This is a genomic window from Dyella sp. OK004 (genome assembly GCF_900114495.1).
In the GTDB taxonomy this organism is placed as follows: Bacteria; Pseudomonadota; Gammaproteobacteria; order Xanthomonadales; family Rhodanobacteraceae; genus Dyella_D.
The window spans coordinates 152229-166389 of sequence record NZ_FOZI01000003.1; the positions used below are offsets into that span (position 1 = coordinate 152229).

The window sequence follows — 14161 nt, forward strand, 5'->3', positions numbered from 1 at the left end:
CGCAAATCTACTGATTCGGTTCATTTGACCACGTGTCGTGGCCGGAAATCCCGCACTGCCTGCGTAAAGCCGCGAACGGATTCGGGCGGCGGTACGGCGTAGGCATAGCGCAGGTCGAGGTAGCTCCTCATCAATAGGTCGAGCTCCGCGCGCTGGGCGGGCAGGGCCCTCGCCGCGCGCAACAGGTAATGCTGCGGGCCTTCACTGCTCCGTCGTGCAATGCCGGCACGTGCCAGTTTCCGTTCGAGTGTCTGCATGGCTGCCCGCATGGGGTCGGCGTCGTGTCTGCGCCAAAGCGCCCAGGCTAGCCCGAGCGCGGCGAACAACACGCTGCCGATGGTCAGCAGCACACTCAAGGTGGTTGTGTCGGTATCGCGGACGCCGAATGGCGTGAGGAGCCCGCGTTGCCTTAGTGCGTCAAAGCCGATAACGCCTTCACTCCACCAGCGGTTGACGACATCCCAGCGATTGCGAAGGTCCTGCAACCAGTTAAGACCCTGCCATCCCGACTGGCTGGCGGCGACCGCGGCGGCGCCCAGGCTGACGCGTTCGGGGCGCACGGCGGCAGTAGGGTCGACGCGCACCCAGCCGCGTCCGGCCAGCCACACCTCACTCCATGCATGCGCATCGGATTGCCGCACCAGCAGGTACTGGCCTAGCTTGTTCCAGTAGCCGCCCTGGTAACCCGTGACCACCCGCGCCGGAACGCCAGCCGCGCGCATCAGCACGGTGAACGCGGAGGAATAGTGCTCGCAAAAACCTTCATGCGTGGCGAACAGGAAATCGTCCACGGCGTCGCGGCCCAGCGGTGCCGGCGCCAGCGTGTAGTTGAAGCCGCCATCGTGGAATAGCGACAGCGCGGCCTGCACGATGGCGTCGTCGCGATCGCCGTAGCGCTCGCGCCACTGCGCGGCCAGCGCCAGGCTGCGAGGATTGAAGCCGGCCGGCAGTAACAGGCTGCGCCGGCGCGTGGCGTCATCCAGCGCGGGCTGGAAACGATAGTGCAGTGCGGAACGCAGCGAATAGGTCAGAGGATCCTGCACCGGTTTGCCGCCGATCACTTCGCGGTTCGCGCCCAGTCTCGCCTGTGGCGGCGCTTCCAGCGGCACGTCGAGGGCAGGCAGCACTTGCTGGCCGTTGGGTTCGAGAGTGATGCGGTAGCTCTGGCTCTCGGTCGCTTCAAGCGGCGCCGGTGGTTGCCCGGTCGGCATCGTGGTCCAGCGGCGGCCGTCGTAGTGCGTCATTACGTAGGCGCGGAAATAGCGTTGGTCTGGCGCCGGCAAAGTCTGGTCGAAACTCACGCGCATCGCAGGATGATCGTCGGTGAGCAGATCGACGAAGTCGCCTGGCGACATGCGATCGCTGAGGCCGGTGCGCGCCTGCGCTGAAGGCGGCGCGCCCCACAGCGGTGAATCCAGCCGTGGCACCAGCACAAAGCCGAGCAGCGAAAGCGGAACCGCGGCGGCGAGCAGGCTCAGGCCAGGCAGCAGTTCGCGTGGCAGGCTGGTCGCGACACGTGCGGGCTGCAAGGCGCGCAGGGTGGCCAGCGCCGGTACCAGACCAAGCCCCACGATAAAGGTGGCAACCATGCCCTGATCGGATAGCAGCGCCGCCATCAGCGTGAAGCAGGCAAAGCCGACCGCGACCTTGGCGTCGCGTGGTGTTTCGGTTTCCAGCAGCTTGAGTACCAGCAGACCCACTGCCAACGCTGAGCCCGGTTCGCGTCCGAAGATGTTGCCGTAGTGGAAGATCACGGTGGCCGCCAGCAGCGCGACCAGTGGCAACTTCAGGTAAATCGGCGCTCGGCCCGGCTGACGTCGCCGCTGCCACCAGCGCAGACCCAGCACCGCGGCCAGGGCGGCGCTCAGCCATAGCGGTAGATGGGACGCGTGCAAACCCAGCACGACCGCAGTGGTGATGCAGAGTAAGTCGAAGGCGCGGCCGTCGAGAGGTGCTTCGTTGCGTGACGTCCGGCGCAGGCGAATCACGGCAGTCGCGCCAGTGCGCTCATGCAGCGCGCGTAGTGGGCGGGGCCAGAGCCATGACCGATGTCCTCTTCCGGCAACCACAGGCTGCTTGGCCGGCCCTGCGCTTCCGCTTCGCCCAGCCAGCGAGCGAGACGGGCGATGCGCGCCTCGTGGTTGAGGCTCGGCATCTGGCGCCAATCCAGACGCCATTCCTGGCGTGGCTCGGGTTGTTCGAAATCCTTCACCAGCAGACTGTCGTGCCGGGCGCTGGCTTTCCATGCGATACGGCGTTGCGGATCGCCGGCGCGATAGTCGCGCAAGGCAGCCAGGTCTTCGCCGTGATGCAGGCGATGATGCAGCGGATCGTCGGCAGCGAGTTGCGGCGGCGGTCCGCCGGTTTCGGGGCAAGGCCATACCAGCGCGGATTGCTCCGGGTACAACCAGCTCCATGCGCGGAACAGACCCAGAGGCCAGCTGCTCCACAGCTGGATGCGCGGTAGCGCTTGCCAGCCACGTCGCGTGGTTGCCATCGACAGCGGCAGAACAAGCTGGCCACGGGAGGGGATCGCGAAGGCTTGGGTTTGGCCGTCCATATGGACGCGGATGGCCTGACGCACGCGTACGCCGGCATCGAAGTGAAGATGCAGGACAAGCGGTTGACCAGCAATTGCGTGGTCCGCCTGAATGGCTGCCAGGCGCAAGCCATCCAGGCTGCGAAAGGCGACCAGCATGCTCGCCGCGCAGGCGGCGCCGAGCAGGCAGGTCAGCAACAAGGCGGCGTTGTTCGCATAGTTCAGTGCGCCGGCCAGCATCACTAGCAGCAGGACACCAAAAGCCAGGCCCAGCCCGGTAGGCACGATATAGATACGCCGACGATGCAGCTCGATGGGCAGGCTTTCGGGGCGGCGATAGCGGGTCAGTGCCGGCAGGCGTCGCTCGGCCCGGTGTTGCAGACGGCGGATCGTCTCGGCCAGTGGCATGGCCATCAACCCACAGCGACCTCGGCAAGCAACTGGCGCGCGAGTGTGTCGCCGTTAGCGCCGCGTGCGGGGACCAGGCGGTGCGCAGCCAGCGGTACGAACAATGCCTGGATATCTTCCGGCAACACGTGAGTGCGACCGCTGAGCATCGCCCAGGTGCGCGCCGCATTGAGTAAGGCGAGGCCAGCGCGCGGCGACAAGCCCACACGTATCTCTGCATGACGCCGGCTCGCGCTGAGCAGCGCTTGCAGATAATCCAGCAGCGCCGGGCTAGCGGTGATCGTCTGGGACTGCCGATGCAGGGTGGTGAGTCCGGCGCCGTCGAGCTGAGGTACCAGCTGCGCGAGCAGGTCCCGGCGATCACTGCCGGTAAGCAAGGCTCGTTCGGCGGCGGCATCGGGATAGTCCAGCGACAGCCGCAGCATGAAGCGGTCCAGCTGCGAGTCCGGCAGCGGAAAAGTGCCAGCCAGATCCAGCGGATTCTGCGTGGCGACGACGAAGAACGGCTGCGGCAACATATGCGTCTGGCCGTCTACGGTGACCTGGCCCTCTGCCATTGCTTCGAGCAGCGCACTTTGAGTCTTTGGCGTGGCGCGATTGATTTCGTCGGCAAGCAACAAGCCGGTGAAGATCGGACCCGGATGAAAGCGGAACTGTCCAGTCTCGCGCTCATAAACGCTCACACCGATAATGTCCGACGGCAACAGGTCGCTGGTGAACTGCACGCGCTGGAAGTCCAGCGCAAAGCTCGCAGCCAGCGCATGGGCCAGTGTGGTCTTGCCCACGCCGGGCACGTCTTCCAGCAGCAGATGCCCGCCTGCGATCAGGCAAGTAAAAGCCAGTTTGATCTGGCGGGGCTTGCCCAACAGGACCTGGTTGACCTGCGCCATGGCGGCGTCGAGGCGTGAGCGCAGAACATCATCATGAAGCGGAGTGATGGCGGACATGGAATCTGGGCGGCAGGTGGGGGCGGTGCAGGGGGTGAACCGTGCATGACCGCAGTGTAGCCCTCGGCCTCGCGCGCTGGCGAGCCGCGTTTCTCATTGCCTTCGTTTTGTTGCTGCTCGGTCGTCTGGTGATCGCCGCCAGCCTGTCGCCGTTTGGTGACGAGGCGTTCTATTGGCAGGAGAGTCGCCACTTAGCCTGGGGTTACAGCGATCTGCCGCCTCTGACCGCATGGCTGATCCGGTTGGGCGAGAGTGTGGCTGGGCATGGCCTGCTGGGTATGCGCTGGCCGTTCCTGTTGTTGGGGAGTGCTTTGCCCTGGCTGGTGGTCGCGTTCGCGCGGCAGGCGTTCGATGCGCGTGACGGGTGGCAGGCGGGGCTGCTTTGTCTCGCGTTGCCGCTGGCCGGAAGTCTTGGGGTGCTGGCTTTGCCGGATGTCCCGCTGACGGTGGCTAGCATGCTCGCGCTGGTGGCTGTGTTGCGCGCGATGCAGAGTGACCGTCTCGGCGACTGGTTGATGCTCGGTGGCGCTTTGGCGATGTGCTGGCTGACGCACTATCGCGCGGTGATGCCGATGCTGGCTGGCCTGTTGTTATTTGTGCTGACACCACGCGGTCGCCAGCAATGGCGCCGTCGCGGTTTCTGGCTGGCGATGGTAGTAGCGGCGCTCGGTCTGATCCCTCTGCTCATTTCCAATTGGCAGCAGAGCGGCGCCGGGGTGGCATTTCAGGTGGTGGAGCGCAATCCCTGGCGCTTCCATGCTGATGCGCTGGTGCAGCCGCTGGAACAGGCCGTGGCATGCACGCCTTTGCTTTATCTGCTGCTGTTGTGGGCGGCTTATCGCAGTTGGCGAAGGCGTGGCGAAGGGGCTCCCTGGGATGTCATCGCCATCGTCTCGCTGTGCTTCTTCGTCATCTATTTTGTATTGGGCTTGTTCGCCGATGAGTTGCGTTTTCGCGCGCACTGGCCACTGCCGGGATATCTGCCTTTGCTCGGTGTGTTGCCGGTGCTGTTGCGTTCACGGTTGCAGATTCGCTGGGTGCGTTGGTTCACCTGCAGTGCCGTCGCACTGGCGATCGTCGGCCAGCTCAGTGGGTTCGCGTATCTCAGTCTTGCAGCGAGTGAAAGCGGGGCGCAGGTGCTGGCAAGCATGAAGGCGTTTCCGGCCCGCTTCGTTGGATGGCGCGAGAGCGGTGTCGCAGCGGGGGAGCTTCTGCGTGAACATCCTGCGGTATTGGTTGCGGACAATTTTATGCTGGCGGCCGAGATCGATTTTCAGTTGGACGGCGCCGCACCCATCTATGTGCTGGATAGCCCTCTCAACGCCAAGCATGGGCGGGCGCCGCAGTTGGCGATCTGGCATCGCGATGAGGCTTCGTTGCGCGAGGCGCATACGGGCGCGCCGATGTTGCTCGCTGTCGACGAAACGTCGCTGCGCGTGCGTGAGCGTTCCGACTGGCTGGGCACGCTCTGTCAGCGCATCGTCGAACCGCAGCCGCTACGACGGCTGGATTTGTTCGGTGGTCGCAAGCGCATCGCCTTTTATGCGGGCCGCGTTCCTGCACTGGGTGGTGTGCAGCCGCCGATAGCAGGAGCGGGTTGTTCGATCTGGCGTTTGGCGTCAGCGGCCTACGCTCAATAACGCGAGCTCAGGGCAATGCCACGCCGGCCTCGCGCAGCAGGCGGGCGAGGGCGATTAGCGGCAGGCCGATCAGTGCGCTGGGATCTTCGTTGTCGATGCGCTCGAACAGGCTGATGCCCAGGCCTTCGCACTTGAAGCTGCCGGCGCAGTCCAGCGGTTGCTCGCGCTCAACATAACGGGCGATCTCGTCATCACTCAGCGAGCGGAAACGCACGCGGGTGTGATCGACATAGGTATGACGTTTGCCGCTGCGCGTATCGAGCAGGCATAGCGCGGTATGGAAATGCACGGCGCGACCGGAGCTGGCGGCTAGTTGGGCTCGGGCGCGTTCGTCAGTACCGGGCTTGTCCAGCATGGTGCCGTCCAGTTCGGCGACCTGGTCGGAGCCGATCACCAAAGCGTTGTCCAGGCCGTCCGCGGCGGCTTCGGCCTTGGCCACGGCGAGCCGCAGGGCGCGATCCTGCGGTGCTTCGGCCGGCAGCGCGGTTTCATCCGTGCCCGGGGCACGCTGTTCGAATTCGGGATAGAGGCGTCGCAGCAGTTCGGCGCGATAGCGGGAAGTGGAGCCCAGGATCAGGCGGGGCAGGGTCATGCCTCTGGCCCCCGCTGGATGTGCTCGCGCATGGCATCGTCGAGGGCGTGCTGGGCCTGGTCGAGTGCTTCCAGCAGCGGTGCCAGGCGGCCACGCGTCTCGATCATGGTCGAGACGGCGCCGTCGAGTTGATCCTGGCTGGCGCGCGGCGCCTCGTCACGGATCCAGATGCGTTGCTGCAGTAGCGAGCGCAGGCCGGCCTCGATCGCGTGCCGGGCCTCCTGTTCGCTGGCTGCCGGCAGGTCGGGATTGAGTGACATCACGGCATGTGCTTGCTGCAGGCCGGCCCGGCAGGTTTTCAGGTCGCCTTCCAGGCGATCGGCCAGTTCCAGCAGTTGGTGCAGGCTGTGCGAGCGGCGGTCATTGCGCCGCCGATACCATAGGGTCACGGCGACGGCGGCGACCAGTACGAGAAACAGCGCAACCGAGCCAAGCGTCAGATAGGCATTCACGTGAGCGGTTCGGCTCGAGGGCGGCGGAGCCGGCAGTCTGCCGCATGAGTGCCGTTCAGGCAAAATGCGCTGGAGCGCGAAAAGTTAAGCGCGGTGTTTAGTCCGGTATAAACAATATGTTGACTTCAAACGCCAGCAAACCTAAGATTTCGCGATTATGTCCGTGACACTGCCAGAGTCCGTGGACGCTTGGCGCATGGTCTCGGCGCGGCGTTCGTTCCAGGGGTCGTTGCCCATTGCCGCCATGCAGCGTCTGGGTGGGGTCCTTGCGGATACCACGGGCGAGGCCCGATTCGAGCTGGATTTCGGTCGTGACGAATTCGGTACGGCGTACCTCGACGTTCGCGTCCAGGCTCCGCTCACGCTGATTTGCCAACGTTCGCTGGAGCCGTTTGTGCTTCCGGTAACGTTGGACAGTCGTCTGGGCCTGATCCGGGACGAGCGCGAGGAGTCAGCCCTGCCGCCCGGTAGCGAACCGCTGCTGGTCGCCGAGGACGGCAAGCTGAGCCTGGCGGACGTCATCGAAGACGAATTGTTGTTGGTGCTGCCGCTGGTCCCGGTCAACCCGGACAGCGCGCTGCCCGACGAAGTAGTAGCCCCGCCGCCGGAAGCCACTTCCGGCGAGGGTCGTTCCGATAACCCGTTCGCGATTCTGCGCGAACTTAAGAAATAACTGCCGATTTTCATAATCGCTTAGCTGGAGAGTCACCATGGCCGTTGCCAAGAGCCGCAAAACCCCGTCCACCCGCGGCATGCGTCGTTCGCACGATGCGCTGAAGACCGTGCAGCTGGCCACCGATCCGACCAGCGGCGAGGTGCATCTGCGCCACCACGTCACCAAGGACGGCTACTACCGTGGCAAGAAAGTCATCGAGACCAGCACCTCGGTGGTCGAAGAGGATTGATCGTTCCCGCAAGGGATACGGTTCCGCATGGCGGCGCGGCGACGCGCCGCTTTGCGTTTAGGCGCTCACGAACGTAACTTTGCTGTCTTGGTGCGGGCGGTCATCCCTGATGTGGATGAGGTGCCGTGTGCGCCGATTCGCTGATGGATAGCCCATGGCCCCGATCTACGCCCGCATCACTGGTACCGGCAGCGCACTGCCGGAGCGCGTCCTGACCAACGCCGACCTGGAGCAGTTCGTCGACACCAGTGACGAATGGATCCAGAGCCGCACCGGCATTCGTCAGCGTCACGTTGCCGTCGAAGGCCAGACGACTGGTGATTTCGCTTTCCTCGCCGCCCAGCGCGCGCTGGAAGCCGCGGGCGTGAAGGCGTCCGAGCTGGATCTGATCGTGCTGGGCACGACCACGCCCGACATCATTTTTCCCTCCACTGCGTGCCTGGTGCAGCATCGCCTGGGTGCCAACGGTTGCGCGGCTTTTGACGTCAACGCGGCCTGTTCCGGTTTTGTCTACGCCTTGGGCATCGCCGATAAGTTCATCCGCAGCGGGCAGTCCAAGAAAGTGCTGGTGATCGGTGCTGAGACGCTCACGCGCATGGTTGACTGGAGCGAGCGCGAAACCTGCGTGCTGTTCGGTGACGGCGCCGGTGCGGTGGTGCTTGAGGCTTCCAGCGAGCCGGGCATTTATGCCACTTGCCTGCATGCCGACGGTGGCTACAAAGAACTGCTGTGGAATCCGGTGGGCGTCTCCGTGGGCTTCAGGGACGAGCCGAACCACGGCGTGCGCATTAACATGAGCGGCCGTGAAGTATTCAAGGTGGCGGTGAAGACGCTGGACGCCCTGGTCGAAGAGACCTTGAAGGCAGCCGGCATGGAAGCGTCCCAGCTGGATTGGCTGATTCCGCATCAGGCCAACCTGCGCATTATCGAAGCCACCGCCAAGCGTCTGAACATGCCGATGGAGCAGGTGATCGTTACCGTCGACAAGCACGCCAACACCTCGGCCGGCTCGGTTCCGCTGGCGCTGGATTACGCCGTGCGTTCCGGTAAGGTGCAGCGCGGCCAGAACCTGCTGCTGGAAGCTTTCGGCGGCGGCTTTACCTGGGCTTCGGCGCTGCTGCGCTATTAAGTCGGCGCGCTTGCCGGTCAGCGGCCGGGAGCAGAGAAGTTAAAGAAAAGCCGGTGCCGTGGGCGTCGGCTTTTTTGTTGGGCGTCCTGCGCGAACTTTCACCGTTTAGCCCTTTGCTCGCCCCTCGAATCAGGCCATCCTGCTGCGTACGGCCGGCGTTGCTGGCACCATTCCGCTTTTCGTCGACGGAAATCTTTCTTTCATGAGCCAGAACGCATCGCTCGCTTTTGTCTTTCCCGGCCAGGGCTCCCAGTCTGTGGGCATGCTGGCGGAACTGGCCGCAGAGCACGCGGAAGTGAAGGCCGCCTTCGACGAGGCGTCGCAGGGCGCCAGGGTGGATCTGTGGGCGCTTAGCCAGCAGGGGCCGGAAGACCAACTCAACCGCACCGAGAACACGCAGCCAGCACTGCTGGCCGCGAGTGTGGCGGTGTGGCGGGTATGGCAAAAACTGGGCGGTGCGCAGCCGGCGCAGTTGTCCGGACACAGCCTGGGTGAGTACAGCGCGCTGGTGTGTGCTGGCGCCTTGTCGCTGCATGACGCTGCTGCACTGGTCGCCGAGCGCGGTCGCCTGATGCAGGCGGCGGTGCCGCCGGGCGTCGGGGCGATGGCGGCGATCCTGGGGGGTGACGATGCGCAGATCGCTGCGGTGTGTGAAGAAGTGGCGCAAGGGCAGGTGGTATCGCCGGCCAATTTCAATTCGCCGGGCCAGCTGGTGATTGCCGGCAACAGTGAAGCGGTGGATCGCGCGCTCGCGAAACTCGCCGAGCTCGGTATGAAGAAGGCGATCAAGCTGGCGGTCTCGGTGCCGTCGCATTGCGCGCTGATGCGTGGCGCCGCCGATAAGCTCGGCGAGCGCATGGCTGCACTGCAATGGCAGCAGCCATCGATCCCGGTGGTGCAGAACGCCGAGGCGCGCAGTTACGACAATCTCGACGACATCCGCGCGGCGCTGCAGCGTCAGCTTTATCTGCCGGTGCGCTGGACCGAATGCGTGCAGGCACTGGTCGCCGGTGGCGCCACGCGTGTGGCCGAATGTGGTCCGGGCAAGGTGCTGGCTGGTTTGATCAAGCGCATCGACAAGAGCGTCGACGCTCGCGCCATGGGTGCGCCGGCCGACCTTGACGCCACCCGCACTGAATGGACGTAAGCATCGCCCGCGCGATGCATGACTTTTTCCGTTGAGCCTCACTCAGGAAGCGATACAGATGAGCAAGACACTGCAAGGCGAAATCGCCCTCGTCACCGGCGCCAGCCGCGGCATCGGCGCGGCCATCGCCAACGAACTGGCGGCACTGGGTGCCACCGTGATCGGCACTGCCACCAGCGAGAGTGGCGCAGCAGCGATCGGTGAGCGCCTGGCGCCTCATGGCGGTCACGGCCGCGTACTCAATGTGGTGGATGGCGCTGCCGTCGACGCGTTGATCGGTGCGATCGGCAAGGAGTTTGGACCGGTCTCGATCCTCGTCAATAACGCCGGCATCACCCGCGATCAATTGTTGATGCGTATGCGCGACGAGGATTGGCAGGCCATTCTCGATACCAATCTCACCTCGGTGTATCGCACCTCCAAGGCGGTGATGCGCGGCATGATGAAGGCACGCAAAGGGCGCATTATTTCGATCGCGTCGGTGATCGGCCTCACCGGCAATCCGGGACAGTCCAATTACGCCGCGGCCAAGGCTGGCATCATCGCTTTCTCCAAGTCGCTGGCGCGCGAAATCGGCAGCCGCAACATCACCGTGAATGTGGTGGCGCCCGGCTTTATCGATACCGATATGACGCGCGCGCTGCCGGAGGAATCGAAGCAGGCTCTGCTCGGGCAGATCGCTCTAGGGCGTTTGGGCGAGGCGGACGATATCGCCAAGGCAGTGGCCTTCCTGGCGTCACCATCGGCGGCGTACATCACCGGCGAAACACTGCACGTCAACGGCGGCATGTACATGCCGTAATGATCGAAGGCCGGCCTGCATGGCCGGCCTTTTTTGTGAAGTGTTTCGTCACGTCTCGACGTCATCCTCCAGCGCTAAGATCGGCCTAAGTAGGGCCACGGAAACTGGATGGCATGAATGCTTTGGGACGTCTGCGAGCTAGCCTGGATGCCAACCCGTGGTTGGCGATGTTTTTGCTGCTGCCCTTCCTGGGTATCTTGCCGCCGGTGCCGATTGACGAAACACGCTATCTCAGCATCGCCTGGGAAATGCGCCAGTCCGGCGAGCTGATCACGCTGCACCTCAACGGCTTCCCGTATTTCGACAAGCCACCGCTGTTGTTCTGGCTGCTCAATCTCGACTGGAGCCTGTTTGGCGTATCGCTGTGGGGCGCGCGCGTATTGCCGGTGTTGTTCGCCGCCGGCTGCATTGCCGTGGTGCAAAAGCTTGAACGCGGGCTCGACCGCGATGCCGCGGGACAGGCGCCCTGGCTGATGCTGGGCTTTCTGTATTTTCAGCTGTTCGCCGGCGTGGTGATGTTCGACGTGCTGTTGTGTTTCTGTGTATTGCTGGCGTTTCTTGCCGTTATGCAATGGATGCGCGACGGATCACGCCATGCCCTGTGGCTGATGTTCCTCGGCAGTGCGCTGGGGATGCTGGCGAAGGGGCCTGTGGTGCTGTTGCATCTGCTGCCGCCGATCGTGCTGGCGCGCTGGTGGGTGCTGTCGGAAGCGTCGCGTCCTTCGTGGGGACGCATTGGCGTGGCGGTGTTGTTCGTGGTGCTGGGCGGTGTGCCGGTGCTGTTGTGGGCGCTGGCAGCCGTGAAGCATCTGGGTCTTGCGGACGCGAAGGAGTTACTGGTCACGCAGACGGCGGGGCGCGTGGTCGAGAGTTTCGCGCACAACCGCGCGTTATGGTGGTATCTGCAATGGCTGATTCCATTGCTGCTGCCGTGGCCGCTGGTATTGCGCTGGAGTCGTTTGAGGACGGCGCACGCAGTGACGATGTCCTCCATGGCCGCGCGTTTCGGCTTGTGCGCTACGCTGCCGGCCTTCATCGGTTTCAGTCTGGTGAGCGGCAAGCAGCTGCACTATCTGATTCCGCTGTTCCCCGGCTTGTGTTTGTGGCTGGGTGCCTTGTTGCGACACGATCCACGCTTGCTGGCTTCGCGACGGATGTTGGCATTTTCCGTGCTGGTGGCGGCGCTCTTGCTATGGGCATATCTGCGCCCTGGCGATATGACTCCAATGCCGGTTTCGCCCGGTGTAGTGAAAGCGTTGTTTACGCTGACCGCCACGCTGGTCGTGCTATCGATCCTGCTGTTGCTGCGGCCGAACGAGTTGATGCCGGAGCGACGGGTGGCCTGGGCGATGTTGTTTCTGACCATCGCACTGTTGCCGCTGATCCGTACTCAGGCGCTGGGTGTGATGGATCTGCGCGGACTCGCGCAGACGGTAGCGCAGATGCGCCAGGAGGGTGTGCCGTTGGTGCGTGCCGGCAATGAGCCGGGGCTGATTACGTTCCTGGCGCGTCTGCCCGAACCCTTGTCCACCACCGACGATCCACCGCAATGGGCGCGGCAGCATCCCGATGGCTTTTTGCTGGTGTGGTCGTCGCATGCGCTGCCGGCTGGAACGCAGCATTTGACCCGGGTGGCCAACGGCTGGGTCGGCCTGCGGCCCGCTTCAGCCTGGTCCGCCGCGCCGAGTGGGCAGGCCACTTCCCCGGCCGAGACGGCGGTCCGCTGACCGGTTTCGTCGGGACTGTCGCCAGCGGCCCTTTTTTAGGCGACAATTACCCTTTCGCGCCGGTCCCCAGGGCCTGCGCCTTACCAACGTTGGCGGACCATGGCGGGCTCTGAGCTTAGCCACTACAATCCGCCAGCTATTTTGTCCTTGGGAGGTATTGGCAACATGAGCACCATCGAAGAGCGCGTCAAGAAAATCGTCGTCGAGCAGCTGGGCGTGAAGGAAGATGAAGTCCAGGCGGGCTCGTCGTTCGTGGACGATCTGGGCGCGGATTCGCTGGACACCGTTGAACTGGTGATGGCTCTCGAGGAAGAGTTCGAGTGCGAGATTCCGGACGAAGAGGCCGAGAAGATCACCACGGTTCAGCAGGCCATCGATTACATCAAGGCCCACGAAGCCAAGTAATGATCAATTCGTGGCGGCCGGCGCGTTCGGCGCAGCCCACCCGCCCACGATGCGATACCGAAAGCTGCGCCACATTGGCGCAGTTTTCGTTTCTGCATTTTGCAACGTCCGATCCCGTATGGTGCGATGGATGCACGCCATACGGGCAAGACGACGTCTCCGCACTCGTCAGGTGCGGGACGGCTGCCTCCGCGGCAGATACACGGAACCATGAAGGAAGATCAGCATGAGCAAACGACGTGTGGTTGTCACCGGACTCGGCATCATCTCGCCGGTTGGCAACGATATCGCTACGGCTTGGGACAACATCCTCAAGGGCGTCAGCGGCATCGGTCAGGTTACCCATTTCGATGCCACGACCTATGCCACTCGCATCGCCGGTCAGGTGCGCGGTTTTGAGCCGTCGGACTGGATTGCCCCGAAAGAGATCAAGAAGATGGATCCGTTCATCCACTACGGCATCGCTGCGGGCACTCAGGCCCTCAAGGATTCCGGACTGGACGTGACCGAAGCCAACGCGCCGCGCATCGGCGTGGCAGTCGCTGCCGGCATCGGTGGCCTGCATACCATCGAGCACACCTCGATCGAGTTGCACGATAAGGGCCCGCGTCGCGTGTCGCCGTTCTTCGTGCCCAGCTCGATCATCAACATGGTCTCGGGCCACCTGTCGATCATGTACGGCCTGAAGGGTCCGAACATCGCCTGCGTCACCGCATGCACCACCGGTACGCACAACATCGGCCTCGCCGCGCGCATGATCCAGTACGGCGATGCCGACGTGATGGTCGCCGGTGGCGCCGAGTTCGCTACCACCGGCACGGCGATGGCGGGCTTCTGCTCGGCCAAAGCCATGTCGACCCGCAACGACGAGCCGACCAAGGCCAGCCGTCCGTGGGACAAGGACCGCGATGGCTTCGTGCTTTCCGATGGTGCTGGCGTGCTGGTGCTGGAAGAGTACGAACACGCCAAGGCGCGCGGCGCGAAGATCTACGCCGAACTGATTGGCTTCGGCATGAGCGGCGACGCTTATCACATCACTGCACCCAGCGAAGGTGGCGAAGGTGCCGCGCGTTGCATGGAAAGTGCGCTCAAGGATGGCGGCATCAATCCGTCCGAAGTGCAGTACGTCAATGCACACGGCACCTCGACGCCGCTGGGTGACCTGGGTGAAGTAATGGCGGCCAAGAAGGTGTTTGGCGATCACGCCTACAAACTGGCGATGAGTTCGACCAAATCCATCACCGGCCATCTGCTCGGTGCGGCCGGTGGCGTGGAGGCGATTTTCTCCATCCTCGCACTGCGCGATCAGGTGCTGCCGCCGACCATCAACCTGGACGAGCCGAGCGAAGGCTGCGATCTCGACTTCGTGCCGCACACGGCGCGCGATGCCAAGCTCGATGTGGTGATCTCCAACTCCTTCGGCTTTGGCGGCACCAACGGCACGCTGGCATTCCGTCGCGTCTGAGCG

14 protein-coding genes are annotated in these 14161 nt (G+C 64.0%); 9 read left to right on the forward strand and 5 right to left on the reverse strand.

The window, feature by feature from the left end:
* Positions 1-20: 20 nt before the first annotated feature.
* The 3 genes from BM338_RS13380 to BM338_RS13390 are packed head-to-tail and all read right to left on the reverse strand — an operon-like array spanning position 21 to position 3894.
* Positions 21-1988 carry a transglutaminase TgpA family protein gene (locus BM338_RS13380; protein WP_090451429.1) on the reverse strand — a complete coding sequence of 656 codons (1968 nt, stop codon included), beginning with the start codon at positions 1986-1988 and terminating at the stop codon, positions 21-23.
* Positions 1985-2941 (reverse strand): DUF58 domain-containing protein, encoded by a 957-nt coding sequence (locus BM338_RS13385; RefSeq protein WP_090452523.1) that lies wholly within the window; start codon positions 2939-2941, stop codon positions 1985-1987. Before BM338_RS13385 ends, BM338_RS13380 begins: the two co-directional genes overlap by 4 nt.
* 11 nt (positions 2942-2952) lie before the next feature.
* Positions 2953-3894 (reverse strand): AAA family ATPase, encoded by a 942-nt coding sequence (locus BM338_RS13390; protein ID WP_090451431.1) that lies wholly within the window; start codon positions 3892-3894, stop codon positions 2953-2955.
* Between the two features lie 41 nt (positions 3895-3935).
* On the opposite strand from BM338_RS13390, the gene BM338_RS13395 reads away from it, so the two are divergent.
* Positions 3936-5534 carry an ArnT family glycosyltransferase gene (locus BM338_RS13395; protein ID WP_090451433.1) on the forward strand — a complete coding sequence of 533 codons (1599 nt, stop codon included), beginning with the start codon at positions 3936-3938 and terminating at the stop codon, positions 5532-5534.
* Positions 5535-5541: 7 nt separating this feature from the next.
* Here the strand turns inward: BM338_RS13395 and BM338_RS13400 are convergent, their stop codons facing one another.
* Both BM338_RS13400 and BM338_RS13405 read right to left on the reverse strand, forming a co-directional pair.
* Positions 5542-6126, reverse strand: a complete 585-nt coding sequence (locus BM338_RS13400) for a Maf family protein (RefSeq protein ID WP_090451435.1) — start codon at positions 6124-6126, stop codon at positions 5542-5544.
* Positions 6123-6578 carry a hypothetical protein gene (locus tag BM338_RS13405; RefSeq protein WP_090451437.1) on the reverse strand — a complete coding sequence of 152 codons (456 nt, stop codon included), beginning with the start codon at positions 6576-6578 and terminating at the stop codon, positions 6123-6125. Before BM338_RS13405 ends, BM338_RS13400 begins: the two co-directional genes overlap by 4 nt.
* Before the next feature lie 157 nt (positions 6579-6735).
* Between BM338_RS13405 and BM338_RS13410 the strand changes: the two genes are divergently transcribed.
* The 8 genes from BM338_RS13410 to fabF all read left to right on the forward strand — a co-directional run bounded on the left by BM338_RS13410 (position 6736) and on the right by fabF (position 14158).
* Positions 6736-7251: a YceD family protein gene (locus tag BM338_RS13410; RefSeq protein ID WP_255367306.1), complete on the forward strand. Its 516-nt coding sequence runs from the start codon at positions 6736-6738 to the stop codon at positions 7249-7251.
* A 37-nt stretch (positions 7252-7288) separates the two neighbouring features.
* Complete coding sequence (rpmF, locus tag BM338_RS13415) at positions 7289-7483, forward strand: 50S ribosomal protein L32 (protein ID WP_090451442.1); 195 nt, start codon at positions 7289-7291, stop codon at positions 7481-7483.
* A 154-nt stretch (positions 7484-7637) separates the two neighbouring features.
* On the forward strand, positions 7638-8612 hold the full coding sequence (locus tag BM338_RS13420) for a beta-ketoacyl-ACP synthase III (protein ID WP_090451444.1): 975 nt from the start codon (positions 7638-7640) through the stop codon (positions 8610-8612).
* Between the two features lie 202 nt (positions 8613-8814).
* A complete protein-coding gene (gene fabD / locus BM338_RS13425; RefSeq protein WP_090451446.1) occupies positions 8815-9759 on the forward strand; it encodes an ACP S-malonyltransferase in 945 nt (314 codons plus the stop codon).
* Positions 9760-9817: 58 nt separating this feature from the next.
* Complete coding sequence (gene fabG, locus BM338_RS13430; RefSeq protein ID WP_090451448.1) at positions 9818-10561, forward strand: 3-oxoacyl-ACP reductase FabG; 744 nt, start codon at positions 9818-9820, stop codon at positions 10559-10561.
* A gap of 113 nt (positions 10562-10674) precedes the next feature.
* On the forward strand, positions 10675-12288 hold the full coding sequence (locus BM338_RS13435; protein ID WP_090451451.1) for an ArnT family glycosyltransferase: 1614 nt from the start codon (positions 10675-10677) through the stop codon (positions 12286-12288).
* Between the two features lie 165 nt (positions 12289-12453).
* On the forward strand, positions 12454-12693 hold the full coding sequence (gene acpP / locus BM338_RS13440; protein WP_090451453.1) for an acyl carrier protein: 240 nt from the start codon (positions 12454-12456) through the stop codon (positions 12691-12693).
* Positions 12694-12919: 226 nt separating this feature from the next.
* Complete coding sequence (gene fabF / locus BM338_RS13445) at positions 12920-14158, forward strand: beta-ketoacyl-ACP synthase II (protein ID WP_090451456.1); 1239 nt, start codon at positions 12920-12922, stop codon at positions 14156-14158.
* Positions 14159-14161 lie beyond the last annotated feature (3 nt).